The following is a 23,113-nucleotide window of genomic DNA, read 5'->3' as shown; positions in this document are numbered from 1 at the left end:
TCTCTGCAAACGGAGACACCCATGATCCTGTCCGAACTACTCACCTACCTGGACCACCATAGCGGCTACCCGATACTCGACGGCAGTCCCGCCGAAACCTTGATCAAGGCCCGAACCAACAGTCACGCCAATGCCTATGCCGGAGAAATCATTGCCTGCTTGGCAGACAAGCTCGGCGTCGATTCCGTAGATGCAGCGCTGGACGAGCGCGTCCGAGTCATCAATTCGCTCGGTCGGCTGCGGCTCAAGTACATGGCCGACGATGCGCCGGTGGACGGTTTTCGGATGGTAGAAAAGGTGATTGCCGCTATCGATTCCGCGTTCAACGAGGAAGCGTTAGCGAAAAAAGGCAAGTAACCGTAAGTCTCAGGCCAAAAATAACCGGTAGGCCGGGTTCTGCGTCTCTTCCCAGTAGGGGTAACCGAGATCATCGAGGAAGGTCGCGACCAGCGGCTTTTCCTCGGGGGGACCTGCATGCCGATCAGGACGCGGCCATCGGCGGCACCGTGGTTGCGATAGTGGAACAAGCTGATGTTCCACGCAGCCCCCATACGCAATAGGAATTCCAACAGTGCACCTGGACGCTCCGGAAATTCGAAGCGGTAGAGTATTTCGTTGTCGGATTGGGGGGTTCGACCACCAACCATATAGCGCATATGCAGCTTCGCCATTTCGTTGTCGGTCAGATCGAGCACCGGATACCCTTTAGATTCCAAACGCTCGATGATGGTCTTGCGTTCGGCATCCCCTTCGCTCAATCGTATACCCGCGAAGACCTGTGCCGTGTCTGGATCCGAATAACGGTAATTGAACTCGGTGATCGCGCGGCGGCCAAGCACGCGACAGAATTTTCGGAAGCTACCGGGGCGCTCGGCTACGGTCACGGCCAGCAAGGCCTCGCGACGTTCGCCAATCTCCGCACGCTCCGCAACGTATCGTAAGCGATCGAAATTCATGTTGGCGCCGCTATTGATCGCCACCAACGTGCGATCAACGACCCCCTCGCGTGCAACCCATCGCTTCAGCCCGGCGAGCGCAAGCGCCCCGGCGGGCTCGGAAATCGCACGCGTCTCGTCGAAGATGTCCTTGATCGCGGCGCAAATCTCGTCCGAGTCGACCAACAGCACCTCGTCGACATACTGCTTTGCTAAGCGGAATGGCTCCCGCCCAACCTCGCGCACGGCCGCACCGTCGGCAAAGATGCCAACCTGCTTGAGCTTGACACGACGACCGCGACGCAATGCGGCATGCATGGAAGCGGCATCGTCCGGCTCAACGCCGATGATGCGCGTCTGTGGACTGAGTGACTTGAAGTAGGCGGCGATGCCGGCGATGAGCCCGCCGCCACCGACTGGCACGAAGATGGCGTCGATGGGATCGCGATGTTGCCGCATCAATTCGACGGCGATGGTGCCCTGACCGGCGATCACGTCCGGATCGTCGAAGGGCGGGACAAAAACCAAACCTTCGGCAGCGATCAGTTTCTGCGTATGGGCAAAGGCGGCATCGAAGTCGTCGCCCTCAAGCACCGCCTTGGCGCCGTAGGCGCGCACGGCATCCACCTTGATCGACGGCGTGGTACGCGGCATCACGATCACCGCCCGCACACCCAGATGGCGTGCAGCCAGGGCCACGCCCTGGGCGTGATTGCCCGCGGAAGCGGTAATCACGCCACGCGCGCGCTCCTCATCGCTGAGATTCACGATCTTGTTGTAGGCCCCTCTCAGCTTGAAGCTATAGACGGGTTGCAAATCCTCGCGTTTGAGCAGCACCCGGTTGCGGATACGGCGGGAAAGTCCATGAGCCACATCCAGCGGCGTTTCCCGTGCCACGTCGTAGACCCTTGCGGTCAGGATGCGTCTTACATAATCGTCCATCGCCGCACGATACAGGGCAGGCCTGGACCTCGCAATAGGCCGCTTCCGAGGACTTGCCCGATCCGGGTATGATGCTGAAACCCACCACGGACTTGGAGTGCAGATGGATCAGGATGCATTGAAACGCGCCGCGGCCGAGGCCGCACTGAGCTACGTTGAGAACGGCATGGTCGTCGGCGTCGGTACCGGCTCCACGGCAAATCACTTCATCGACCTGCTCGCCGGCATCAAGGGGCGAATCGACGGTACCGTGGCCAGCTCCGAGGTCTCAGCCCAACGTCTCAAATCGCACGGCATTCCGGTCTTCGACCTCAACGCCGTCGGCGACCTGCCTCTCTATGTGGATGGAGCGGACGAGGCCACGCGTCAACTTCATCTCATCAAGGGCGGTGGCGGCGCGCTGACGCGCGAGAAAATCGTCGCGGGCGCCAGTACGCGCTTCGTCTGCATCGCAGACGACAGCAAGCTCGTGAGCTACCTAGGTCGCTTCCCGCTGCCGCTCGAAGTCATCCCCATGGCCCGTAGCTACGTAGCCCGCGAGCTGGTCCGTCGCGGCGGAAAGCCCGTGCTGCGCGAAGGCTTCACGACCGATAACGGCAATCTCATTCTCGATGTCCACAACCTTGAAATCATGGACCCGGTGAAGCTGGAGAGCGAGCTGAACATGATCCCCGGTATCGTCACCGTTGGCCTGTTCGCGGTGCGCCCGGCCGACGTGCTGCTACTCAGTACGGCCCAAGGCATCGAAACCCTGAAATGAACGTTGACCCACACATCCGCGAGGCGCAAAGCGACGAAGACATCCGTCGCGGTTTCGCGGTGATGTCACAACTGCGGCCGCATCTTGCCACCGAAGACTTCACGACACGTGTTCGACGCCTAATGGCGGGTGGATTCCGTCTCGCGCTGCTGGAGGATGTGGGCAAAGTCCGCGCGGTTGCCGGGTTCCGCCTGACCGAAAACCTCTCGGTCGGGCGCTTCCTCTACGTCGACGACCTGGTGACCGACGAGGCCGTGCGCTCGCACGGACACGGAAGCCGCCTGCTCGCATGGCTGGAGGAAACCGCCCGTGACGCAGGCTGCGCACAGCTCGTACTCGACTCTGGGGTGCAGCGCTTCGACGCGCATCGCTTCTACTTGCGCGCTGGCTACGCCATTCGCTCGCACCACCTGAGCCGCATGCTCTAGCGTCCGCCGGCAGGCGGCACTACAGCAGTACGCGCTCAATACCGCCGTTGCGCACGCGCTCGACGAAACCCTCCGCCCACGCCGCACCCATGCGGTGACGCGCCAGCTCGACCACGATGTAGTCGGTATCCAACCCGGTATCCTCGGCATAGCGCGCCAGCCCTTGCTGGCAGGCCGGGCAACTGGTAAGCATCTTGACGTTGCCAGCCTCCGCCCGCTCGCTGCCCGTCAGCGCCTTGATCCCCCCTCGAAGTTCCTCTTCCTTGCGAAAACGCACCTGCGTCGCAATATCCGGGCGACTGACCGCGAAGGTGCCGGCTTCGCCGCAGCAACGGTCCGAGAGACTAACCGACTGCCCCATCAGATCCGAGGCGACCTGGATCGGATCGTAGGTCTTCATCGGTGTGTGGCAGGGATCGTGATAGAGATATTGCACGCCCTCAACGCCATCGAGCTTGACGCCTTTTTCCATCAGATACTCGTGGATATCGAGTAAACGGCAACCCGGGAATATCCGTTCGAATTCATATTTGAGCAGCTGATCCATGCAAGTGCCGCAGGAAACGATCACCGTCTTGATATCGAGATAATTGAGCGTGTTCGCCACCCGGTGAAATAACACGCGATTCTCGGTGGTGATCTGTCGCCCCTTCTCGACGTCACCCCCGGAAGTTTGCGGATAGCCGCAGCACAGATAACCCGGCGGCAACACGGTCTGCGCGCCGACCTCGTAGAGCATGGCCAAGGTCGCCAGCCCGATCTGGCTGAACAGGCGCTCGGAGCCGCAACCGGGGAAGTAGAACACGGCCTCGGATTCGTCGGTGGTCGCCACCGGATCGCGCAGCACCGGCACCATATTGGCGTCTTCGAGGCCGAGGGAGCCACGCATGGTCTGCGCTGGCAATCCGCCGGGCATAGGTTTTTTCACGAACTGCACCACCTGCGCGCGCAACGTCGGCTTGCCGGTGGTCGCCGCCGGCGGCCGATGGTTGCGCAACAGGCCCAGACGCCGGAAAACACCGTGTCCGAAGCGCTGGGCGCGGTATCCCCACTCGATCATCGTCTTGCGCAGCAACCGTATCGTCGCAGGATCCTTGACGTTGAGAAAGGCCATTGATAAGGCCGTCACTGGACTGCGCGTACGCTTACCGCGCTGCTTGAGGATATGGCGCATACGCACGCTCACATCACCGAAATCGATATTCACCGGACAGGGGTTGAGGCACTTGTGGCATACCGTGCAATGATCGGCCACGTCATTCATTTCCTCGAAATGATGCAGGGAAATGCCCCGCCGGGTCTGTTCCTCATAGAGAAATGCTTCGATAATCAAGCCTGTCGCTAATATCTTGTTGCGCGGGGAATACAGCAAATTCGCGCGCGGAACATGCGTTGCGCACACTGGCTTGCACTTGCCGCAACGCAGACAGTCCTTGATGTCGTTGTTCAGGTCACCCAGTTCGCTCGCCTCAAGAATCAACGCCTCCTGCTCAACCAACCGCAGTGACGGCGTATAGGCGCGCATCAGACCGGAGCCGGGCATCAGCTTGCCCCGATTGAAATGTCCCTCAGGGTCTACCTGCTGCTTGTAGGCGGCAAACGATTCGATAGCCGCCGGTTCGAGGTACTGCATCTTGGTCAGACCGATGCCATGCTCGCCGGAGATCACCCCATCCAACCCCTTGGCCAAGCCCATGATCTCGTCGACGACTGTCTCCGCCTCACGCATCATCGCGTAATCGTTCGAATTGACCGGAATGTTGGTGTGTATGTTGCCGTCGCCCGCGTGCATGTGCAGGGCAACGAACAGCCGACCCGATAGAATCTCGCGGTGGATACCGTCGAGTCGTGCGCACAAGGGCTCGAACTCGCGCCCGTCGAAAATCTCCTTGAGTGGCCGCTCAACCTCGGCGCGATAGGACACCACCAGATCGCGGCGCAGCATCAGGCGCATCGGCGTGTCTCCTTCGCGCACGCGGCCGCGTAACGCTTCCGGCACCCAGGCCAAATGGTCCGACGCCAGGGCCTCGCCATAGGCCAGCAGTCCGCGCCAACGCCCTTCGACCGCACGCAGGTGGTCAAGCGCAGCCGTGCGCTTGACCGATAACAGGCGCTCACCCTCATCGCTGGCCTCGTAGCCGATCACACGCTTGAGTTCGGGCAGATCGCCTGCCAGACAGGCGATCATGGCCTCGACCACGCGCAGTTTGTTGCTGATCGACAGGCGGATATTGATGCGTTCCACGCCCTCGCTGTAAGCGGCGAGGTGTTCCAGGGGAATCACCACATCCTCATTGATCTTGAATGCATTAGTATGTGCCGCGATCGCTGCGGTACGTGCCCTGTCTGCCCAGAACTTGCGGCGCGCCTCTGGGCTCACCGCCACGAATCCCTCACCACCTCGCTGATTGGTGACTCGCACCACACGGGAAGCCGCACGCGCCACTGCGTCCTCGTCATCGCCAGCGATATCCGCGATCAGCACCATTTTGGGCCGTTCGCCGCGCGCGCCCTTGGGCGTGTACTTGACCGCGCGTACATAACGCTCATCAAGGTGTTCCAGACCGGCGAGGACCACATTTGAGTCTTCGTCGAGCAAATTCTTGATCTCCACGATGGCCGGCACGGCTTGATGCAGGTCGGCGCCGTAAAACTCCATGCACACCGTGCGCGTATGCGCCGCCATACGGTGCAAAATGAAGACCGCGGAGGTAATTAGGCCATCGCAGCCTTCCTTCTGTATCCCCGGCAATCCACCGAGAAACTTGTCGGTCACATCCTTGCCGAGTCCCGCCTTGCGGAAACTGGCGCCGGCAAAGCTCAAGATTTCAGGCTTGCCGCGCGGCGTCTTGCCATCCGCGCGGTAGCGCGTCACGCGAAAGCGCACCTGCGTCTGCTCATGAATCTTGCCAAGGTTATGTCCGAGCCGCTCGACCTCAAGCCATTCCGCTTCTGGCGTCACCATGCGCCAGGACACTAGATTGTCCAGCGTCGTGCCCCACAGCACCGCCTTCTTGCCGCCGGCATTCATCGCCACGTTGCCACCAATGGTCGAGGCATCCTGAGAGGTCGGGTCAACCGCGAAGGCAAGACCATGCTCGGCCGCGCGCTCGGACACCCGATTGGTGACCACTCCCGCCTCGGCACGCACCGTCGCCACCTGCGCCGGTCCTTCCGGCAGATCGGCAAGACGCACCTCGGAGAGCCCCTCCAGCTTCTCGGTGTTGATGACCGCACTGTCCGGCGTCAATGGAATGACCCCGCCCGTATAACCGGTGCCACCGCCGCGCGGGATCACGGTGAGGCCTAGGGCGATACAATCCTGCACCAGTGCAGCCATCTCCGCCTCGCTGTCAGGCGTGAGCACAACGAAGGGCAGCTCCACGCGCCAATCGGTGGCATCAGTGACATGCGACACCCGAGCCAGACCACCGAAATCGATGTTGTCGCGCCGCGTGTGCCGCGAGAATCTCCGCAATGCGCGTGCGCGTCGCTTGCGTTCGGCGGGGAAGCCTTCGGCAAAACGCATCACCGCGGTACGCGCCGCCTCGGCCAGACGCAGGGCGTCGTCATTACCCTCGGCCCGCGCCACGATCTGATCCAGTCGATGACGCATGGCCTCGATCAGCTGCACCTGACGTTTGCGATTACCGAGCAGATCATCCTGGATGTAGGGATTGCGGGTGACCACCCACATGTCGCCGAGCACCTCGAACAACATGCGCGCGGAAATTCCCGTACGGCGGGTATTGCGTAGCCGGTCGAGGATCTCCCACATGGCCTCGCCGAGAAACCGGATCACGATTTCACGGTCGGAAAAGGAGGTGTAGTTATAGGGGATTTCGCGAATACGTTCAGACATTGCAGGCGTGCCGGTGCAAAGCGCCAAGCATACGGGGATCGCCCACAAACAAAAAGCCGTGCACAAAGGTGGAATTGCCGCATGCGGCAGTTTCTGAGCCCACAAACAAAGACGGGCGCCCTTAAGGCGCCCGTCCCGGAACCAGTGCTAGGCCAAAAGGCTTAGAACTTGATCATCATGCCGGTGGAGATGGCATAGGGGTTCTTGCCAGCACCCACCGTAACGGTCGCGGGGCTGTTGTTGGCATTGACGTAGGTGGCGCTGTGACCGCCGCCCCATACGTTCATCATCGCGCCACTCTGGTTGGTCATGTGCGCGTAGTCGACAAAGGCCATCACACGCTTGCTGAAGGTGTGATCAAAGCCGATCGCGAACATCGTGGAGTTGTTGTTGCTGCCATCCGGGTTGGCCTGGTACACCTGCGCCTTGATCGCGTTCGAGCCCATGGTGTACATGCCACCGAAGCCATACACGGTGGCCTTGGCCTTCGGGTTCGCGGAGCTGTTACCGATGTACTGGTAACCGCCCAGATTGGTCAGCTGCTCGACCAGGCCCACCAGCTTGAAGGCGCCGATCTTGTAGCTACCTGCCAAACGCACGCCGGTCTCGGCCTTGCTGCCGTTGTACAGGCCTTTGCCATGGTTCTCGTAGGCCAGGCCGACCATCATCGGACCCATCTTGTACTCGCCCAACAGGCTGTACAGAGAACCGCTCTTCACGCCGCCGTCAAAGCCGTACTGACCGACAACCTTGAAGCCGCCCATCTGCGGGGTGACGTAGGCGATCATGTCCGGCACGCGCTGGTCGAAGCCCTTGCTGCTGTCGTACTTGCCGCTGATCAGGTTACGGCTGTCGCCAATCTGATCGCCGAACAGGTCGACCGCACGGCCCAGGCTCTTCATCGGAGTGTCGTGACGACCGGCAATCACCGTGCCGAAGCCGCCGGCGATGCCCGCGAAGGTGTTACGGTTGCCCAGTGCGGCCTTGCCGTCGGTGGAAATCGTGCTCTCGACCTGGAACAGCGCGCGCAGGCCGTCACCCAGATCCTCGGAACCCTTGACGCCCCAACGCGAGCTGTTCAGGGAGAACCCAGAGATGCTCTTGCTGGTCGAGCTGCCGTTGGTCACGCCACCGGTGGTGTTGGTGTTGAGGTAGTCGAGCGATGGCTCGAATTTGCCGTACAGGGTCACATCCGCCTGTGCAACGACGGGGACCGCAATCACCGCGCCCACCGCGGCAGCGATAAGGGTTTTCTTCATGAGTCATGACTCCTTGCGAATTTTGTTGTCAACGAGCCCTGTGTTGCAGGACTTCGCCTTTATACGCGGCGGACAATACACACGCAAGGATTTCTGTGTGAAAAACACACATATGTGCGTCTATGTAACATAAATGCAACATTTGACGCCAAACCACGCTTATAGCCTGTCTCCCTGCGGAGACATAATTTGCGATGCACACACCCGCGCGCAATAAAAAAGCCCCGGTAACGGGGCCTTTTTATTTTGGCTGGGGGACTAGGATTCGAACCTAGGTTTACGGAGTCAGAGTCCGTAGTCCTGCCGCTAGACGATCCCCCAAGAACAGACGAGAGGATTAGCGCTTGGAGAACTGGGTTGCGCGGCGAGCCTTGCGCAGACCGACCTTCTTTCGCTCGACCTCACGCGCATCCCGGGTCAGGAAGCCGTGACGGCGCAGCTCGGGACGCAGGCTCTCATCGTAAATCTGGAGGGCGCGTGCGATGCCCAGACGAATGGCGCCTGCCTGACCACTGGAACCACCGCCTTCGACGGTGATCTTGATGTCGAACTTGTCGCTCAACTGAACAGCCTCAAGCGGCTGCCGCGCGATCATCCGGGCCGTTTCACGCCCGAAATACTCATCGATAGACTTGGTGTTGATCGTGATCGAGCCGGAGCCTGGGCGCAGAAAGACGCGTGCTGCAGAGCTTTTGCGACGGCCGGTGCCGTAATACTGAGTCAGTGCCATGAATCTTTCCTGATACGTTAGAGTTCGAGCGGCGCAGGCTGCTGCGCCACATGGCGGTGCTCGGCACCGGCGTATACTTTCAGCTTCTTATGCATCGCGCGACCCAGCGGATTTTTGGGCAGCATACCCTTGACCGCCATCTCAAGCACCTTGGTCGGATCCTTCTGCATCATCTTCTCGAAGCTCGCCGACTTCATGTTGCCGATGTAGCCGGTGTGATGATAGTAGATCTTGTCGGTGGTCTTGGAGCCGGTCACGCGGATCTGGCCCGCATTGACAACCACGATGTAGTCGCCGGTATCGACATGCGGCGTGTATTCGGGTTTGTGCTTGCCGCGCAGTCGACGTGCGATCTCGGTAGCAAGACGGCCCAAGGTCTTGTCCTTGGCATCCACCAAGTACCAATCGCGCCGCACCTCGGCCGGTTTTGCACTAAAGGTCTTCATCGTGTATCGCTGCTCCGAATGTGATCTTACGCGGCGCGATGCACACGCTCCGCCGCCCAACAGAAAGGGGCCGAATCTTAACCGACGTCGCGCTCGCGTGCAAGCATCCATGCCTACCTGCAGCCCATCGAAAGAAGGCGGGGACCGACCTTGCCTCAAGCACCCAAAGCACGAATCAGGGGAGAGGCCAGCATCAACTCATGCCAATATTCAGCAAGAACATACATGACCGTGTTCTGGTAATAACGTCAAACAAGCCGTGCACCCATCTATCACCACACTCGACCAAGCAAAAAAAAGCGCGGCCAGAAAGGCCGCGCTCAATACCACCAAAGGAGGATGGGATGTGGAATGAGGCCAATGATCTGGCGAGACTCACATCACGCACGTACATTACAATATTATAATATTCAAGTCAATTGGATCTTCAGATTCTCAAGGCATCTACGATACGGCCGTGCTGCAGATGCTCTTCGATGATTTCATCCAAATCGGCCTTATCCTCGTAGGTATACCAAACCCCCTCGGGATAGACGACCAACACCGGCCCTTCTTCACAACGCCCCATGCAACCCGCGATATTGACCCTCACCCGGCCGGCGCCCGCAATCGCCAACTCCTTGGTGCGTTCTTTCGCGTAGGCGCGCAACTCGGCCGAACCATGATCACCACAACAGGCCTTTCCACCTTCGCGCTGGTTGGTGCAGAAAAAAACATGCCGTTCGTAATAGCTCATCGCAAGCTCCGGGGTAATCGATTGTGGTTTGTCTGACATCAAAAGACATATTCCAGGGTGACCGACGATATCGTATCCGTCTTGCGCGTACCCGTCGGAACGTTGCTATTGTGCGTGATGGTGTAACTCAGATTTGCGCTCAAGGGACCATAAATGCTCATCTTGAGCGCACTGACCGACTTGATGAAGGTGTTGTTCACACCGGTTTCCATAGAGACATGCTGTGTAAATTCAGAATGCTCCGTAATATCGAAGTCGTAGCTCATGCCCAAGCGACTGATCCCTACACTACGCGCCCCACCCTCGGACAGGCGGCTCTGACGGGCGCCCATACCGGCCTCAATATCGAGCGTCTGCCGAGGACTATCGTACAGGCGCCGGCCAAGTCCGAATACCTCGGAAACTTGATAGTCATAACCGCTGAAACGCACTGCCTGGGCATTGAACAGACCGAATAGATAGTTGTGCTTGGTGATGGAATACCGCGTCTGATTCGAGCCTTGCCAATTTTGCGCATTCGTCGTGCCGTTGGTAGACGCGTACAAACCACTCAAGCGAACCGTATTCTGCCAAGGATGACGTAGAAAATTGAGCTTGAACTTCCCATCTGCGGTGCTCGATTGCGTATTGCCGGTCGTCTGCACGCCACCCACCTGCGTGTTGCCGGACCAACCTGCAGGTGGCGGTTCTGCACATGCTGTCGCGCAATAGGCGGACAGACAGCACAAGACTGTAATATAGGCAAACAAACGCATGTACAAACCTCCGGTGAATAGGATGGATACCCATCAGGCATATGCCGCCGCACATCCCGAACGCTTCGCCGCAACCGACAGCTGCGTGCAATGCGGGCTCTGCCTCCCGCATTGTCCGACCTACCTTCAGACACGACAGGAAGGTGACTCCCCGCGCGGGCGCGTTTCCCTGATCCAAGCCCTGGCGCGAGGCGACCTCCCCGCCGACGCACGTCTCACCGAGCATCTTGAGAGCTGCCTCGTCTGCCGCGCTTGCGAGGACATGTGCCCGTCACGCGTCCCGTATGCCAGCCTGCTCGACGCTGCGCGCGCCGAACTGCTCGACCGAGGTGCGCGACCGCCAGTACGGCCCTTGGAGTCCTGGTTGCTCCGCCAGTTCACACACAGTCGTCGTTTTCGGTACCTTATGCGCGTCTGCTTGAGAGCCTGGCGGCACGGCGGGCCCTGGCGCTTATCTCGATTCACGGGCATTGACCGCCTCATGGGCGCCGGCAGGCTACACAGCCTGCTCCCACCCATGCAAAAAACCACACTCGTCGAGACGGATAACCCACCGAACCAAGACCCGGATCAATCCGAAAATGCCGGCGAAGTACAGCTATTCACCGGCTGCGCTAGCGAAGTCTTCGATCAAGAGACGCTAATCTCTGCCAGACAGGTACTCACTCGCCTCGGCTATCGCGTGCACATACCCGTAGCCCAGACTTGCTGCGGCGCACTGCATTTACACGCGGGCGACGAAGCGGGCGCCCAAACACTGGCGCGTGAAAATCAGGCCGCCTTCCGAACCGATCTGCCGATTTTGAGCACCGCCAGCGGCTGTGGTGCGACGCTCAAGGACTCGACCGCCTGGTGCGGCGAAGATTCACGCGAAATGGCCAATGCCACCGAAGATATCTGCGCGTTTCTACAAAGGGCCGACTGGTCGCGCGCGTCTTTGCTACCCACGACGCTACGCGTCGCGGTACATACGCCTTGCTCACTGAAACGGGTAATGCATAGCGATGACGCCGTCACACAAACACTGGCCCGCCTCCCCGGCATCGAATTACTGGAAGTGGCGCATAACGGCCGTTGCTGCGGCGCTGCTGGCCGTTACATGATCGATCACCCCGAAATGGCCGATGCGCTGGTTGCGGACAAGGTCGCAGACCTTGCGAAAATGGCACCCGACATCCTCGTCAGTTCGAATGTCGGCTGCGCCCTGCACATCCGGGCTGCCCTGCAGCGGGCGGGCCTGTCCATCGAGGTCGTGCATCCCGTAAATCTGATCGCTCGCCGGCTTGCCCCTCTTGCGGCATCCAGGCCCGTCGCTTAGGCTTGACCCATGCGACATCTCAGCCCGCTAGATCACTTCCTTGGTGCGATCGACCAGTCGTTACGCACGGTCTACGCAAAACCCGCAACCACCGCGCGCCCCAATCCCGCCACCGGCTTACCCGAGGCCGAACTCAGCGATGACGAACGCCACCTTACCGGCCGACTTCTGCGTATCGATCATGCGGGCGAAGTAGCGGCCCAAGGCCTTTATCAGGGACAGGCCATCACCGCCAGGGACGCCGGCATACGCGAGCAAATGCGCCGCTCCGCCGATGAGGAAAACGATCATCTGTCCTGGTGCGAAGCGCGCCTGGAAGCGACCGGCGCCCATAAGAGTTATCTGAACCCGTTTTGGTATTGGGGCAGCTTCGGTATCGGCGCCCTCGCGGGGATTGCAGGGGACCGCTGGAGCCTCGGCTTCGTGGACGAAACCGAACAGCAGGTGGTACGTCACCTAGACGATCACCTCGCCAGGCTGCCACAGGACGACCAGCGCAGTCGCGCAGTACTCGTACAAATGCGGGAGGACGAAGCGCACCACGCACATAAGGCCCGCACCGCCGGCGCCGCGAAGCTGCCGGCGCCGATACGCGGGCTGATGCGCGTGGTCTCCAAGGTGATGACCGCAACCGCCGAACGGATCTAACGCCTGCCAACCGCCACCCAGGCGCTGCTTACTCAGCTCGCGCGTACCAGGTTGCGACCATAGAAAATTTCCGCCATCTCGCGTTTGAGACGGCGTTCAATTTTCTTGATCTCCGCAGTGGTGTAATCCTCACGCCCCATGCCGAACAGATAGTTGTCGATGCCGAACTCCTTGAGCAACATCTTGGTGTGGAAGATGTGCTCCTGATAGACGTTCACGTCGATCATCTGGTAGCGCTCGCGCGTATCGCTGGCAAGAAAATTCTGGATCGAGTTGATCTTGTGATCGATGTAGTGCTTTTTGCCACGGATATCACGAGTAAAGCCACGCACGCGATAATCGACCGTTACGATATCAGACTCGAAACTGTGGATCAGGTAGTTCAGGGCACGCAGCGGAGATATCCGCCCACAGGTCGACACGTCGATGTCTGCCCGAAATGTGCTGATTCCCCCCTGGGGATGACTCTCCGGATAGGTATGCACGGTGATATGGCTTTTATCGAGGTGCGCCAGCACGGTTTCCGGCAACGGCCCAGGCTCCTCCACGTTTGCCACCTGCTCGGAGACAACCGGCTCCTCGGAAATGAGCATGACTACGCTCGCCCCCTGGGGCTCGTAGTCCTGTTGCGACACATCGAGAATATTGGCTCCGATGATATCGGACACTTCGGTGATGATTTGCGTCAGCCGCTTGGCGTTATAGACCTCATCGATATAGGCGATGTACTCGGCCCGGTGTTCCTCGGTCTGCGCGTAGCAGATATCGTAAATATTAAAACTCAGGCTCTTGGTCAGATTATTAAAGCCATGGAGCTTGATTTTGCGCTGTTTAGCCTTGGACACCCGCTGCGCCCTCCCAGGATTTGCCATCGATTCAGCCGCAGGCGGCGGCGACGGGCGGATGATAGATCATTTGGACCCGGTTGCCATCCGGATCGAAACAGTAAAAGCTGCGCGCACCGTCACGGTGGGTTTTGGGCGGCTGATCCATTGGTACCTCATGCGTCTGCAAAAAAGCGTGCCAAGCGTCCACATCCTCCGGCGTCCGCAGGATGAAGCCGAGGTGATCGAGCCGCTGACCGTGCGCCACATGCGATTCATACGGCGCGCGATGCAACGCCAGATTGTCGCATCCGGAGCACAGATAGATGTTGTCGGGATCCGGGCGCCACTCAACCTTCATACCCAGAAGCTCGACGTAGAAGCGTTCGGCAGCCTCTAGCTTGATGACGTTCAAGGCCAGATGGCGCATCCCGCCCGTTACGGGTGGACGTTGCATTGAAAACCTCCCTGATTCGGCCAGCGCGAGCGTCAGATCGCTACGATTTCGTAGTCGTGCGTAATCTCAGCCATCTGGCCGAGCATGATCGAGGCCGAGCAATATTTTTCGGCCGAAAGCTGCACCGCCTGCGCCACGCGCTTCTCGCTCAGGTCGTGGCCACTAACCACGAAATGCGCGTGAATGCGGGTAAAAACCTTGGGATCTTCGGTCGCGCGTTCAGCATCGAGCAGAACCTCACAACCCGCGATCTCCTGGCGGCCTCGCTTGAGAATATTCACCACGTCAAAGGAAGAGCAACCGCCCATGCCAAGCAACAGCATCTCCATCGGGCGCAGTCCGAGATTACGACCACCAAACTCGGCGGCACCATCCATGACCACCGAATGGCCGCTCTCGGATTCGCCCACGAAGCTCATGTGATCCAGCCATTTGACCCGTGCCTTCATAATCGTCAAACCTCCTGATCGCGCTAGCGCGCGACGTCAATCGAAGAGCGCGGCAAGCTGCGTACCCGGTTCGTCGGCGCGCATAAACGCCTCCCCAACCAGAAACGCATGCACACCGGCCGCGCGCATCCGTGCGACGTCCGCACGGCTGTGAATACCGCTTTCCGTCACCACGCGGCGCGCGGCTGGGATTCGCTCCAGCAGGTCCAGGGTATTTTCCAGCCGGGTTTCAAACGTGCGCAGGTTACGGTTGTTGATGCCGAGCAGCCCATCCGGCAGAGCCAGTGCACGCGCTAGTTCGGCCGCGTCGTGCACCTCGATCAACGCATCCATACCCAGCTCGCGAGACAACGCGAGACAATCGGCGAGCATCCCGTCGGCAAGCGCCGCAACGATCAGCAGGACACAGTCAGCACCGAGCGTGCGCGCCTCGTACACCTGATAGGGATCGATCACGAAATCCTTGCGCAGTACCGGCAAGCCACAGGCCGCCCTCGCAGCCTGTAGGTAGGCATCGTCGCCCTGAAAGAAATCGCGGTCGGTCAATACCGATAAACAACTTGCACCACCCACGGCATAGCCATGTGCAATCGAGGGGGGATCGAAGTGTTTGCGAATCAAACCCTGGCTGGGCGACGCGCGCTTGATCTCGGCAATCACGCCGGCCCGTCCTGCGGCGATGCTAGCCTCGAGCGCGCCGACGAATGGGCGTACGGGTGAGGCCTCGTCGAGACGGGCACGCAACTCTGCAAGCGGTGTATGACGACGGCGTTCGTCGAGTTCCTCCGCCTTGCGCTTGAGGATCGTCTGCAAGATATCGGGACGCGGTGCATTCATCCTTGCCGCTCCTCGACAAGCTGCCGGGTGAAGCGAGCGAGCGCGTCGAGTCGGGCACGTGCTGCTCCACTATCGATCGCTTTGGCCGCAAGAAGCACGCCATTCGCCACATCCGTCGCGTGCCCAGAGACGTAAAGAGCCGCCCCTGCATTGAGTAGTACGATGTCGCGGGCGGGGCCCAACTCGCCCGCCAGCACGCCCGACATCATGGCCAGACTCGCGGCGGGATCATCGACCCGAATCGCATCCAGGGGCGCGCGTACCAACCCGTAATCCTCCGGCGCCAAGCGATAACTCGAAATCCGGCCATCGCGCAGCTCGGCAATGCGCGTAGGCGCGGCGATGCTGATTTCGTCAAGCCCATCCTCGGCATGCACGACCATGACATGCCGGCTACCGAGGCGCTTGAGCACCTCGGCCAGCGGCTCCAGCCAGCGCGGACTGAATACGCCCAGCAGCTGGTTAGGCACACCAGCGGGGTTGGTCAGCGGGCCGAGTACATTGAAAATCGTGCGCACACCCATTTCGCGCCGTGGCGCGATGGCGTGCTTCATCGCTGCATGGTGCATCGGGGCGAACATGAAGCCGACACCGACTTCCTCCACACAACGTGCGATCTGCTCCGGATTCAGATCCAGAGGCACACCGATGGCCTCCAGTACATCCGCCGAGCCAGACGAACTGGATACCGAACGGTTGCCATGCTTGGCCACACGCCCGCCGGCGGCGGCGACCACAAAGCTGGCCGTGGTCGAGACGTTGAAGGTGCGTGCGCCGTCACCGCCGGTGCCGACGATATCCACGACGCCCACCGTGTCGATATGCACCGGCTTGGCCAGGCTACGCATCACATGCGCCGCGGCAGCGACCTCGGTAACGGTTTCGCCCTTCATCGCAAGCCCCATGAGAAAGGCACCGATCTGCGCTGCGCTCGCCTCCCCTCCCATGATGAGCCCCATGACATCGCTCATCTCGGCGGTGCTGAGATCTTCGCGCGCAAGCAACCTAGCGATGGCATCGGGCAGGTTCATGCGGCAGCCCTCCGCGGCGAATCCACGCGCAGGAAGTTGGCCAGCAGATCGTGCCCCTGCGGACTAAGGATGGATTCGGGGTGGAACTGCACACCCTCGACCGCCAGCTCGCGGTGGCGCAGGCCCATGATCTCGTCAAAGCCACCCGCGCCGTCTTCGGTCCACGCCGTCACTTCCAATATCTCGGGAAGCCCCTCGTGTGCGACGACAAGCGAATGGTAGCGCGTCGCCTGCATGGGATTGGGCAGTCCCGCGAACACCCCGGCGCCGGCATGATGAATGGGCGAAGTCTTGCCATGCATGATCTCGCGCGCGTGGATCACGCGACCGCCGTACACCTGACCGATGCACTGGTGCCCCAAGCAGACGCCGAGAATGGGAATCCGCCCCGCGAAGCGCTCGACCACGGCCAGCGAGATGCCGGCCTCGTTCGGCGTGCACGGCCCAGGAGAGATAACGATGTGCGAAGGTGCGAGGCGCTCGATATCCTCCGGCGCGAGGGCATCGTTACGGCGGACCTCCACCTGCGCGCCCAGCTCACCAAGGTACTGAACCAGGTTGTAGGTGAAGGAATCGTAGTTGTCGATCATCAAAAGCATGGCTGGTCCTCCCTCACCGGTGTACGCCATCAAGCCCGGCCTCGGCCAGGGCAACGGCACGGAACATGGCGCGACGTTTGTTCAACGTCTCCTCCCATTCGGTCGCAGGCACCGAATCGTAGACGATGCCGCCCCCCGCCTGGATGTGCAGGGTACCGTTCTTGATGACGGCGGTACGAATCGCGATCGCGGTATCCATATTGCCGTTCCAGGCAAGATAGCCGACCGCGCCCGAATAGATGCCGCGACGTACGGGCTCCAGCTCGTCGATGATTTCCAGTGCGCGGATCTTGGGCGCGCCGCTGACCGTACCTGCAGGAAAGGTCGCCCGCAGCACATCCATCGCGCCCAGCCCAGGCCGCAAACGCCCGGTCACGTGCGAAACGATGTGCATGACGTGCGAATAGCGCTCAATGGCCATTTGCTCGGTGACCTCAACCGTACCCACCTCGCTGACGCGCCCAGCATCATTGCGGCCCAGATCAATCAGCATGAGATGCTCGGCCAACTCCTTGGGATCGGCAAGCAACTCGCGCTCCAAGGCGCGATCCTCAGCCTCACCGCGGCCACGAGGACGCGTGCCGGCGATCGGACGCACGGTGACCAGCCCATCCTCCAGCCTCGCCAGGATTTCCGGCGAAGAACCCACAATATGGAAATCCTCGAGGTCGAGGTAATACATATAGGGCGAGGGGTTGAGCTGACGCAGCGCGCGATAGAGGTCCAACGGCCTCGCCGAAAAAGGGATCGACATGCGCTGCGACGGCACCACCTGCATGACGTCGCCTTCGACGATGTATTCGCGGATGCGGCGTACTGCATCCTCGTAACCCTCGCGGCTAAAGCTCGACTCGAAGTCCGACTCGTCGACACACCGCGCCGCCTTTTGCGCCCGGTACCCCGCATGCGCTTCGCGAAGACGTGCCGACAGTGTCTCCAGGCGCGCTTCGGCACGCACCAGCGCCTCCGGTTCGGAAGGATCGGCGTGGACGATGCAGGAAAGCTTGCCGCTCAGGTTATCGAATACCACGACCTCCTCGGACACCATGAGCAGAATGTCGGGGTTGCCGATGGGATCAAGCTTGCCGTCGGCGCCATGCGCGAGGCGTGGTTCAATATAGCGAATGGTATCGAAGCCGAAGTAACCGACCAGGCCGCCGGTAAAGCGCGGTAGATCATCCCGCTCGGCCACGTGATAGCGCGCCTGAAAGGCCTCGATCCAGGCGAGCGGGTCCGCAGCTTCTTCGCGCAGGACCACCCGCCCTGCCGATTCGACCGTCACCTCTTGCCCGCGTACGCGCACGATATCGCGGGCCGGCAGGCCGATCATGGAATAACGCCCCCATTTCTCGCCGCCCTCTACCGATTCAAATAGATAGGTATAGGGCGCGTCGGCAAGCTTGAGGTAGGCGGAAAGCGGGGTGTCGAGATCCGCGAGTACCTCGCGGACGACGGGTATGCGATTGAACCCGCGCTGGGCGAGTTGGGCGAACTGTTCAGGGCTCATGGCGTAATTCCGAGTCTGGGATTGCGAACGTGCGTGGTCAGCGAAGCCTGATCAACGCCACCATCGCATCGCGCACCACATCGCTTTGACTCGAAAAAAGGCCATATCGGAATCTGTCGGTTTTATGTCGTCGTTAACCTCAGCGCGCCCGCGCCGAGGTCCGATTATAAGCACAGCCAACCGTCGCTTGGCTAGAGGAACGTAAGCGACGTGTTATGGGCCCGCCGTATCGAGTTCGAACAGCGCCACCACCTCATCCATCGAATCGACCACCGCATCGGGCCGCTCCTCGCGAATATCGACGCCATGATTGTAACCGTAGCTGACGCACACGATCTGGAATCCTGCCGCACGGGCGGCCGCAACATCACTGCGGGAATCGCCGATCATGGTCGAGTCCTCAGGCGCCACACGGAAGTGTTCAGCCGCGTACAACAGCGGTCGTGGCGAGGGTTTGCGCTCGGGTAATTTGTCGCCGCTGACCACCAACTCAAAGCGGCCGAGAATACCGAGTTTTTCCAGCAGCGGCAGAGTAAAGCGTTCAGCCTTGTTGGTCACGCAACCGATACGACAACCCAACGTTGCGAAGGCATCCAGGCCCGCTTCTACTCCTGGATACAAGCGGCTGCGCGTAGCCGTGTGCTCTGCGTAAAGCTCGTAGAAAATCGGAATGGCCCGGGCACGCAGCTCCAGATCCGGCATACCGTCGATATCGTTAACCAGGGCCCGCTCCAACAAACGGTCAACGCCATTACCGACCCAGCAGCGGACCGCTGATTCATCGTGCGGCGCCATGCCCAGGCGAATCAAGGTTTCATTCGCACACCATGCGAGATCCGGCACGCTATCGACCAACGTACCGTCGAGATCGATCAGAATCAGCTTCGGACGTCGCAGCATGATGCGATCACCCCGCCTTGGAAAGCTCATCGCGCATTGCGGCGATGACGCTGTCGTAACGATTCGCGTCTTCCGCCCGACCTGCACCGAAAATCGCCGAGCCAGCAACAAAGGTATCCGCGCCCGCCGCCTTGATCTCGCGAATGTTGTCCACTTTCACGCCACCGTCGATCTCCAGGCGGATCGGCAGACCGGATTCGTCAATGCGTGCACGCGCCGCGCGCAGCTTGTCCAACGTGGTCGGAATGAATGCCTGACCGCCGAAGCCAGGGTTCACGGACATCAGCAGGATCATATCTACCTTATCCATGACGTAGTCCAGATAGGACAATGGCGTTGCCGGATTGAATACCAGCCCGGCCTTGCAACCCAAGCTTCGGATCAGCTGCAGGCTACGATCCACATGCTCGCTGGCTTCGGGGTGGAAGGTGATGTAGCTCGCGCCCGCCTCGGCAAAATCCGGGATGATCCGATCTACCGGTTTGACCATCAGATGGACATCGATGGGCGCGGTGATGCCGTGATCCCGCAGCGCTTTACATACCAGTGGGCCGATGGTCAGGTTCGGCACGTAGTGATTGTCCATGACATCGAAGTGGACGATATCGGCCCCCGCCGACAGTACGTGTTTGACCTCCTCGCCCAGACGCGCGAAGTCCGCTGAGAGGATGGAAGGTGCAATCAGGTTGTCGTTAGCCATGCGGAAGCCTACCTCAGTCTAGATTCTAAGGACGCGAACTCTAACCCATCGGATGAGGATTTACAGCCCTTGGTCAGGCACACAATGTTGTCTCCCGTACATGCCATGACGCACAATGCCGGCGCCACCCCGTCTTCCGGGATACCACGCGACAAGGAACCGCCATGCTGATGCTGCTGATTACCCTGCACCTGCTCTCCGCCGTCGTCTGGGTCGGCGGCATGTTCTTCGCCTATATGGCCCTACGCCCCGCCGCCGCAGCTGTACTCGAGGCGCCCGCGCGCCTGCGTCTGTGGGAAGCCACCTTCGCGCGCTTCTTCCCCTGGGTGTGGTTGGCGGTACTACTACTGCTTGGCACCGGCTTGTGGATGATGTTCGCTTACCTCGGCGGCATGAAGACCGCGCCCTACATCCACGCCATGTTCGGTATCGGGCTGGTGATGATGGCGATGTACGCCCACATCTTCTTCGCCCCCTTCAAGCGCATGCGCCTTGCCATCGCAGTGGAAGACTTTGCCGAGGCCGGCCGCCGGCTCGGGCAAATCCGCATGCTCATCGGAATCAACCTGATCTTGGGGTTGGTCGTGGTTGCCATCGCGAGCGCCGGGCCCTTGATGTCGGCCGCCTGATATCGGACGGGGCGGGCCTGTGCACCCGTCCCGCCCGAACATCGCGCTACGCTAGCGCCTTACTTGCAGCTTGCGGACTTCAGGCTGCTGAAGTAGGCAGCAAGATTGTCCATATCCTTGTCACTCAGCGCAGCCACCATGGCATTCATGGTCGCATTCTTGCGAGTGCCATCCTTGAACTCGTGCATCGCCTTGACCAGATAGGCCTCCTTCTGACCGGCCAGGTTAGGATAGGTCGGCACAGCGCTGATGCCCTGTGCGCCGTGGCAGCTCATGCACATCGCAGCCTTGGCTCGCCCTGCGGCAATGTCGCCGGCCGCCATCGCCACACTGCCCCATAGCCACAGCATGGCCACGGCTCCCCCGATCAATACAGCCTTTCGACTCGCTACCACGGCTTTCTCCCTTTGTAATCGCAGATGTTGTCATACACGCGCCGCCGCGTTCGTGACGCGGCGATCTCCACAAATCTTAGCCAAATCCGACCGCAGCCGCTATTTGCCTTTCAAATAACGCGCATCGCTGTACGTGGCCAACCAGGTGGGCCTCAATGCGACCAGGGCAGTCAGCAGCATGCCGTTGAGCAAACCCTCAGGGAATGCTAACAGTGGCAGGTAGGTCAGATAATCGCGCATCAAGCGATCAGGCGCATAGACGCCACTCAAGCCCAGCAGGCCCGCGACGGCAAATACGCTGACGACCGTGCTGAGCAACCCACCCAAAAAACCGCATAGATAGAGATACACGAAGAGATGCGCTGGCAGATAACGCATCACCAGGCGGTACAACCACCAGCACACCGCCACCGGCAGGACCGCAACAACGAGCACATCCATCGGCAGCGATGCCAATGGCGCCCCCCAGACCAGGGCGCTGCCGAGCAGCGCCAGCGCGGCGGCCACGAGTGCCAGCGCCCAGCCAAACATGAGGGTAAGGGTGGAGATCCCCAGAAAGTGCAGCGCAAGCCCAGGCGCGGTGCCTGCCCTCAGCTGCCAAAGCGCCGACAGGCACAGCACCGTAGCGATGAACAGATGGATCAACGCGGGTTCGTCGATGAAGCGACGCCATGGTGCTCTACGTATGACTAAACCGGCCGATAGCGCGAAAACGCCCCCCATGAATACCAGCGAGCCGGCAGGCAGTCCGTCAAGCATAGCAGCAGCCATTACAACCTCCGCCTGACACGATGCCGCCGGGGCGACCCGGCGACATAGACTCTAGAGAATCAGTAAGTCAGATTAGAAATTGTAGCTCAGCGAAAGGTCGAACGCGGTCTGCCTAGTCTCGCTGTTGGGTTCGTAGGTGCCGAGATTGTTACCGACGGGATAGAGGGATGAGACCCCGTATGCGAAGCGCGTGTAGCTCAATTGGACACCCATATGCAAATTGCTATAGGCCGCATAATCGAGCTTGAGGCCCACCCTCGCCCAAGGCTTGGTACCGAGATAATACGTTAGACCTGGATACAGATTATTGGTCATCGTCGGATTGAGCGTGGTGCCGTAGGCGCCGGACAGGCTCAGCACGGTGCTCTGGCTCAACGCGAATTGCCCTTCCAATGTGGCAGCCATGTACTGGTTGCCATATCGTTCCTGGTAACCGCTACTGGTGCCATGATTGATGTTGCGCTCCCAGCTATGCTCGCCATACTCGATACCTGGCGTCAGTGCGAAGGAGCCAAAACCGAAGGCGTAGCCAAGGCCGACATGGGCGTCCAAGATATGATTGCCGGTGTTGGTATCGTACGGCGTCCCGTTCTGTAAGCCACCTTTGTAGTATGTATTGCCGCTCGCATAGCTCGCGCCGAGCACGAAGCGGAAGGGTCGCTCCAAACCGAGCAGGGAATACTCCACGCCGATGCGCGGAATGAAGCCCTGCTCCTTGTCCGGCACCGTGCCATTATTTGTCTCGCGGTAATTCTGCTGCAACCCGCCCACCTGCACGGAAAGATAGCGATCGGCGTTGACGATGGTCGTATTGACCTCGCCCGCCCAGGCCGTGCCCCCAGACGCCAGCAACATGCCGGCAGCCACTACAGTCCATCTATTCATGCAATCGTCTCCTGTTCTTATCGAAGTTAACCCGACCGCCAACAGTTTAGCGTCTCCACCGCCAAGGACGGCTAATCCCTCGGGCATCATACCGCTTTCAATCCGCGACGCGCAGTCAGCATGCCACGACATTGAAATGTCAACGGACGCGCCAGGACGCATACCGATATCGGCCTCGCAATCCAGACACTTCGGGGGCTTGCATCCGCATGCTGATTTCAGATTAAATTCGCCTATAGCTGAACGACTTTGCATCACGTAAATTGATGAATCGCATAAGCGGATATTTGGGAGACCACGCGCACGCGGG

24 protein-coding genes, 1 tRNA gene and 1 pseudogene are annotated in these 23,113 nt (G+C 60.2%); 6 read left to right on the top strand and 20 right to left on the bottom strand.

Annotated features, from left to right (window positions below):
* Positions 1-21: 21 nt before the first annotated feature.
* Positions 22-357, top strand: a complete 336-nt coding sequence (locus tag BI364_RS01735; protein WP_070077288.1) for a hypothetical protein — start codon at positions 22-24, stop codon at positions 355-357.
* Positions 358-366: 9 nt separating this feature from the next.
* On the opposite strand, the pseudogene ilvA reads toward BI364_RS01735, so the two are convergent.
* Positions 367-1,877: pseudogene (gene ilvA / locus BI364_RS01730) on the bottom strand (threonine ammonia-lyase, biosynthetic).
* A gap of 103 nt (positions 1,878-1,980) precedes the next feature.
* Between ilvA and rpiA the strand changes: the two are divergent.
* Positions 1,981-2,637: a ribose-5-phosphate isomerase RpiA gene (gene rpiA, locus BI364_RS01725; RefSeq protein ID WP_070077287.1), complete on the top strand. Its 657-nt coding sequence runs from the start codon at positions 1,981-1,983 to the stop codon at positions 2,635-2,637.
* The gene (locus BI364_RS01720) at positions 2,634-3,065 is read left to right on the top strand and encodes a GNAT family N-acetyltransferase (RefSeq protein WP_070077286.1); all 432 of its coding nucleotides are present in this window, start codon (positions 2,634-2,636) and stop codon (positions 3,063-3,065) included. The genes rpiA and BI364_RS01720 overlap by 4 nt, the downstream gene beginning before the upstream one ends.
* A gap of 19 nt (positions 3,066-3,084) precedes the next feature.
* Here the strand turns inward: BI364_RS01720 and BI364_RS01715 are convergent, their stop codons facing one another.
* The 7 genes from BI364_RS01715 to BI364_RS01685 form a co-directional block, all read right to left on the bottom strand.
* Entirely contained in the window at positions 3,085-6,927 is a 3,843-nt protein-coding gene (locus BI364_RS01715) for a DUF3683 domain-containing protein (protein ID WP_070077285.1), read from the bottom strand.
* A 161-nt stretch (positions 6,928-7,088) separates the two neighbouring features.
* Positions 7,089-8,186 carry a porin gene (locus BI364_RS01710; RefSeq protein WP_070077284.1) on the bottom strand — a complete coding sequence of 366 codons (1,098 nt, stop codon included), beginning with the start codon at positions 8,184-8,186 and terminating at the stop codon, positions 7,089-7,091.
* 247 nt (positions 8,187-8,433) lie between these two features.
* A tRNA-Gln gene (locus tag BI364_RS01705) sits at positions 8,434-8,507 on the bottom strand.
* A gap of 16 nt (positions 8,508-8,523) precedes the next feature.
* A complete protein-coding gene (rpsI, locus tag BI364_RS01700; RefSeq protein ID WP_070077283.1) occupies positions 8,524-8,916 on the bottom strand; it encodes a 30S ribosomal protein S9 in 393 nt (130 codons plus the stop codon).
* Positions 8,917-8,933: 17 nt separating this feature from the next.
* On the bottom strand, positions 8,934-9,362 hold the full coding sequence (gene rplM / locus BI364_RS01695; RefSeq protein ID WP_070077282.1) for a 50S ribosomal protein L13: 429 nt from the start codon (positions 9,360-9,362) through the stop codon (positions 8,934-8,936).
* A gap of 427 nt (positions 9,363-9,789) precedes the next feature.
* On the bottom strand, positions 9,790-10,098 hold the full coding sequence (locus BI364_RS01690) for a (2Fe-2S) ferredoxin domain-containing protein (RefSeq protein ID WP_070079816.1): 309 nt from the start codon (positions 10,096-10,098) through the stop codon (positions 9,790-9,792).
* Between the two features lie 38 nt (positions 10,099-10,136).
* Positions 10,137-10,853, bottom strand: a complete 717-nt coding sequence (locus BI364_RS01685) for a DUF481 domain-containing protein (RefSeq protein WP_070077281.1) — start codon at positions 10,851-10,853, stop codon at positions 10,137-10,139.
* Between the two features lie 22 nt (positions 10,854-10,875).
* Between BI364_RS01685 and BI364_RS01680 the strand changes: the two genes are divergently transcribed.
* Both BI364_RS01680 and coq7 read left to right on the top strand, forming a co-directional pair.
* On the top strand, positions 10,876-12,171 hold the full coding sequence (locus BI364_RS01680) for a (Fe-S)-binding protein (protein WP_197495797.1): 1,296 nt from the start codon (positions 10,876-10,878) through the stop codon (positions 12,169-12,171).
* 9 nt (positions 12,172-12,180) lie between these two features.
* Positions 12,181-12,819, top strand: a complete 639-nt coding sequence (coq7, locus tag BI364_RS01675; RefSeq protein ID WP_070077279.1) for a 2-polyprenyl-3-methyl-6-methoxy-1,4-benzoquinone monooxygenase — start codon at positions 12,181-12,183, stop codon at positions 12,817-12,819.
* Positions 12,820-12,851: 32 nt separating this feature from the next.
* On the opposite strand, the gene speD is transcribed toward coq7, so the two are convergent.
* From speD to rpe, 9 genes are all read right to left on the bottom strand, one after another.
* Positions 12,852-13,664 carry an adenosylmethionine decarboxylase gene (gene speD, locus BI364_RS01670; protein ID WP_407639329.1) on the bottom strand — a complete coding sequence of 271 codons (813 nt, stop codon included), beginning with the start codon at positions 13,662-13,664 and terminating at the stop codon, positions 12,852-12,854.
* A 31-nt stretch (positions 13,665-13,695) separates the two neighbouring features.
* Positions 13,696-14,100 carry a VOC family protein gene (locus BI364_RS01665; RefSeq protein ID WP_070077277.1) on the bottom strand — a complete coding sequence of 135 codons (405 nt, stop codon included), beginning with the start codon at positions 14,098-14,100 and terminating at the stop codon, positions 13,696-13,698.
* Between the two features lie 32 nt (positions 14,101-14,132).
* Positions 14,133-14,549, bottom strand: coding sequence for an OsmC family protein (locus tag BI364_RS01660; RefSeq protein WP_070079815.1), 417 nt, complete (start codon positions 14,547-14,549; stop codon positions 14,133-14,135).
* 36 nt (positions 14,550-14,585) lie between these two features.
* The gene (gene trpC / locus BI364_RS01655; RefSeq protein WP_070077276.1) at positions 14,586-15,386 is read right to left on the bottom strand and encodes an indole-3-glycerol phosphate synthase TrpC; all 801 of its coding nucleotides are present in this window, start codon (positions 15,384-15,386) and stop codon (positions 14,586-14,588) included.
* Positions 15,383-16,417: an anthranilate phosphoribosyltransferase gene (gene trpD, locus BI364_RS01650; RefSeq protein WP_070077275.1), complete on the bottom strand. Its 1,035-nt coding sequence runs from the start codon at positions 16,415-16,417 to the stop codon at positions 15,383-15,385. The genes trpC and trpD overlap by 4 nt, the downstream gene beginning before the upstream one ends.
* Entirely contained in the window at positions 16,414-17,016 is a 603-nt protein-coding gene (locus tag BI364_RS01645; protein ID WP_070077274.1) for an anthranilate synthase component II, read from the bottom strand. Before BI364_RS01645 ends, trpD begins: the two co-directional genes overlap by 4 nt.
* A gap of 13 nt (positions 17,017-17,029) precedes the next feature.
* Positions 17,030-18,523, bottom strand: coding sequence for an anthranilate synthase component I (gene trpE, locus BI364_RS01640; RefSeq protein ID WP_070077273.1), 1,494 nt, complete (start codon positions 18,521-18,523; stop codon positions 17,030-17,032).
* 213 nt (positions 18,524-18,736) lie between these two features.
* Positions 18,737-19,423 carry a phosphoglycolate phosphatase gene (locus BI364_RS01635; RefSeq protein WP_197495796.1) on the bottom strand — a complete coding sequence of 229 codons (687 nt, stop codon included), beginning with the start codon at positions 19,421-19,423 and terminating at the stop codon, positions 18,737-18,739.
* A 7-nt stretch (positions 19,424-19,430) separates the two neighbouring features.
* Positions 19,431-20,123 carry a ribulose-phosphate 3-epimerase gene (rpe, locus tag BI364_RS01630; RefSeq protein WP_070077272.1) on the bottom strand — a complete coding sequence of 231 codons (693 nt, stop codon included), beginning with the start codon at positions 20,121-20,123 and terminating at the stop codon, positions 19,431-19,433.
* Between the two features lie 164 nt (positions 20,124-20,287).
* Here rpe and BI364_RS01625 point away from each other — a divergent pair, with 164 nt between their 5' ends.
* Positions 20,288-20,752 carry a CopD family protein gene (locus tag BI364_RS01625; RefSeq protein ID WP_070077271.1) on the top strand — a complete coding sequence of 155 codons (465 nt, stop codon included), beginning with the start codon at positions 20,288-20,290 and terminating at the stop codon, positions 20,750-20,752.
* Between the two features lie 59 nt (positions 20,753-20,811).
* On the opposite strand, the gene BI364_RS01620 is transcribed toward BI364_RS01625, so the two are convergent.
* From BI364_RS01620 to BI364_RS01610, 3 genes are all read right to left on the bottom strand, one after another.
* Positions 20,812-21,147, bottom strand: coding sequence for a c-type cytochrome (locus BI364_RS01620; protein ID WP_233279560.1), 336 nt, complete (start codon positions 21,145-21,147; stop codon positions 20,812-20,814).
* A 99-nt stretch (positions 21,148-21,246) separates the two neighbouring features.
* Positions 21,247-21,918 carry an energy-coupling factor ABC transporter permease gene (locus tag BI364_RS01615; protein WP_083251090.1) on the bottom strand — a complete coding sequence of 224 codons (672 nt, stop codon included), beginning with the start codon at positions 21,916-21,918 and terminating at the stop codon, positions 21,247-21,249.
* A gap of 72 nt (positions 21,919-21,990) precedes the next feature.
* The gene (locus BI364_RS01610) at positions 21,991-22,803 is read right to left on the bottom strand and encodes a hypothetical protein (protein ID WP_156782584.1); all 813 of its coding nucleotides are present in this window, start codon (positions 22,801-22,803) and stop codon (positions 21,991-21,993) included.
* Between the last annotated feature and the right edge of the window lie 310 nt (positions 22,804-23,113).

This window comes from Acidihalobacter yilgarnensis (genome assembly GCF_001753245.1).
Taxonomy (GTDB): domain Bacteria; phylum Pseudomonadota; class Gammaproteobacteria; order DSM-5130; family Acidihalobacteraceae; genus Acidihalobacter; species Acidihalobacter yilgarnensis.
The sequence above is the reverse complement of the archived record's forward strand: the minus strand, read 5'-3'. Positions and strand labels throughout refer to the sequence as shown.

What these genes read in the sequence shown, in the direction of transcription:
- BI364_RS01735 (WP_070077288.1), top strand. Translation starts at nt 22, where the DNA reads ATGATCCTGTCCGAACTACTCACCTACCTGGACCACCATAGCGGCTAC.
- rpiA (WP_070077287.1), top strand. Translation starts at nt 1,981, where the DNA reads ATGGATCAGGATGCATTGAAACGCGCCGCGGCCGAGGCCGCACTGAGC.
- BI364_RS01720 (WP_070077286.1), top strand. Translation starts at nt 2,634, where the DNA reads ATGAACGTTGACCCACACATCCGCGAGGCGCAAAGCGACGAAGACATC.
- BI364_RS01715 (WP_070077285.1), bottom strand. Translation starts at nt 6,927, where the DNA reads ATGTCTGAACGTATTCGCGAAATCCCCTATAACTACACCTCCTTTTCC.
- BI364_RS01710 (WP_070077284.1), bottom strand. Translation starts at nt 8,186, where the DNA reads ATGAAGAAAACCCTTATCGCTGCCGCGGTGGGCGCGGTGATTGCGGTC.
- rpsI (WP_070077283.1), bottom strand. Translation starts at nt 8,916, where the DNA reads ATGGCACTGACTCAGTATTACGGCACCGGCCGTCGCAAAAGCTCTGCA.
- rplM (WP_070077282.1), bottom strand. Translation starts at nt 9,362, where the DNA reads ATGAAGACCTTTAGTGCAAAACCGGCCGAGGTGCGGCGCGATTGGTAC.
- BI364_RS01690 (WP_070079816.1), bottom strand. Translation starts at nt 10,098, where the DNA reads ATGAGCTATTACGAACGGCATGTTTTTTTCTGCACCAACCAGCGCGAA.
- BI364_RS01685 (WP_070077281.1), bottom strand. Translation starts at nt 10,853, where the DNA reads ATGCGTTTGTTTGCCTATATTACAGTCTTGTGCTGTCTGTCCGCCTAT.
- BI364_RS01680 (WP_197495797.1), top strand. Translation starts at nt 10,876, where the DNA reads ATGGATACCCATCAGGCATATGCCGCCGCACATCCCGAACGCTTCGCC.
- coq7 (WP_070077279.1), top strand. Translation starts at nt 12,181, where the DNA reads ATGCGACATCTCAGCCCGCTAGATCACTTCCTTGGTGCGATCGACCAG.
- BI364_RS01665 (WP_070077277.1), bottom strand. Translation starts at nt 14,100, where the DNA reads ATGCAACGTCCACCCGTAACGGGCGGGATGCGCCATCTGGCCTTGAAC.
- BI364_RS01660 (WP_070079815.1), bottom strand. Translation starts at nt 14,549, where the DNA reads ATGAAGGCACGGGTCAAATGGCTGGATCACATGAGCTTCGTGGGCGAA.
- trpC (WP_070077276.1), bottom strand. Translation starts at nt 15,386, where the DNA reads ATGAATGCACCGCGTCCCGATATCTTGCAGACGATCCTCAAGCGCAAG.
- trpD (WP_070077275.1), bottom strand. Translation starts at nt 16,417, where the DNA reads ATGAACCTGCCCGATGCCATCGCTAGGTTGCTTGCGCGCGAAGATCTC.
- BI364_RS01645 (WP_070077274.1), bottom strand. Translation starts at nt 17,016, where the DNA reads ATGCTTTTGATGATCGACAACTACGATTCCTTCACCTACAACCTGGTT.
- trpE (WP_070077273.1), bottom strand. Translation starts at nt 18,523, where the DNA reads ATGAGCCCTGAACAGTTCGCCCAACTCGCCCAGCGCGGGTTCAATCGC.
- BI364_RS01635 (WP_197495796.1), bottom strand. Translation starts at nt 19,423, where the DNA reads ATGCTGCGACGTCCGAAGCTGATTCTGATCGATCTCGACGGTACGTTG.
- rpe (WP_070077272.1), bottom strand. Translation starts at nt 20,123, where the DNA reads ATGGCTAACGACAACCTGATTGCACCTTCCATCCTCTCAGCGGACTTC.
- BI364_RS01625 (WP_070077271.1), top strand. Translation starts at nt 20,288, where the DNA reads ATGCTGATGCTGCTGATTACCCTGCACCTGCTCTCCGCCGTCGTCTGG.
- BI364_RS01615 (WP_083251090.1), bottom strand. Translation starts at nt 21,918, where the DNA reads ATGGCTGCTGCTATGCTTGACGGACTGCCTGCCGGCTCGCTGGTATTC.
- BI364_RS01610 (WP_156782584.1), bottom strand. Translation starts at nt 22,803, where the DNA reads ATGAATAGATGGACTGTAGTGGCTGCCGGCATGTTGCTGGCGTCTGGG.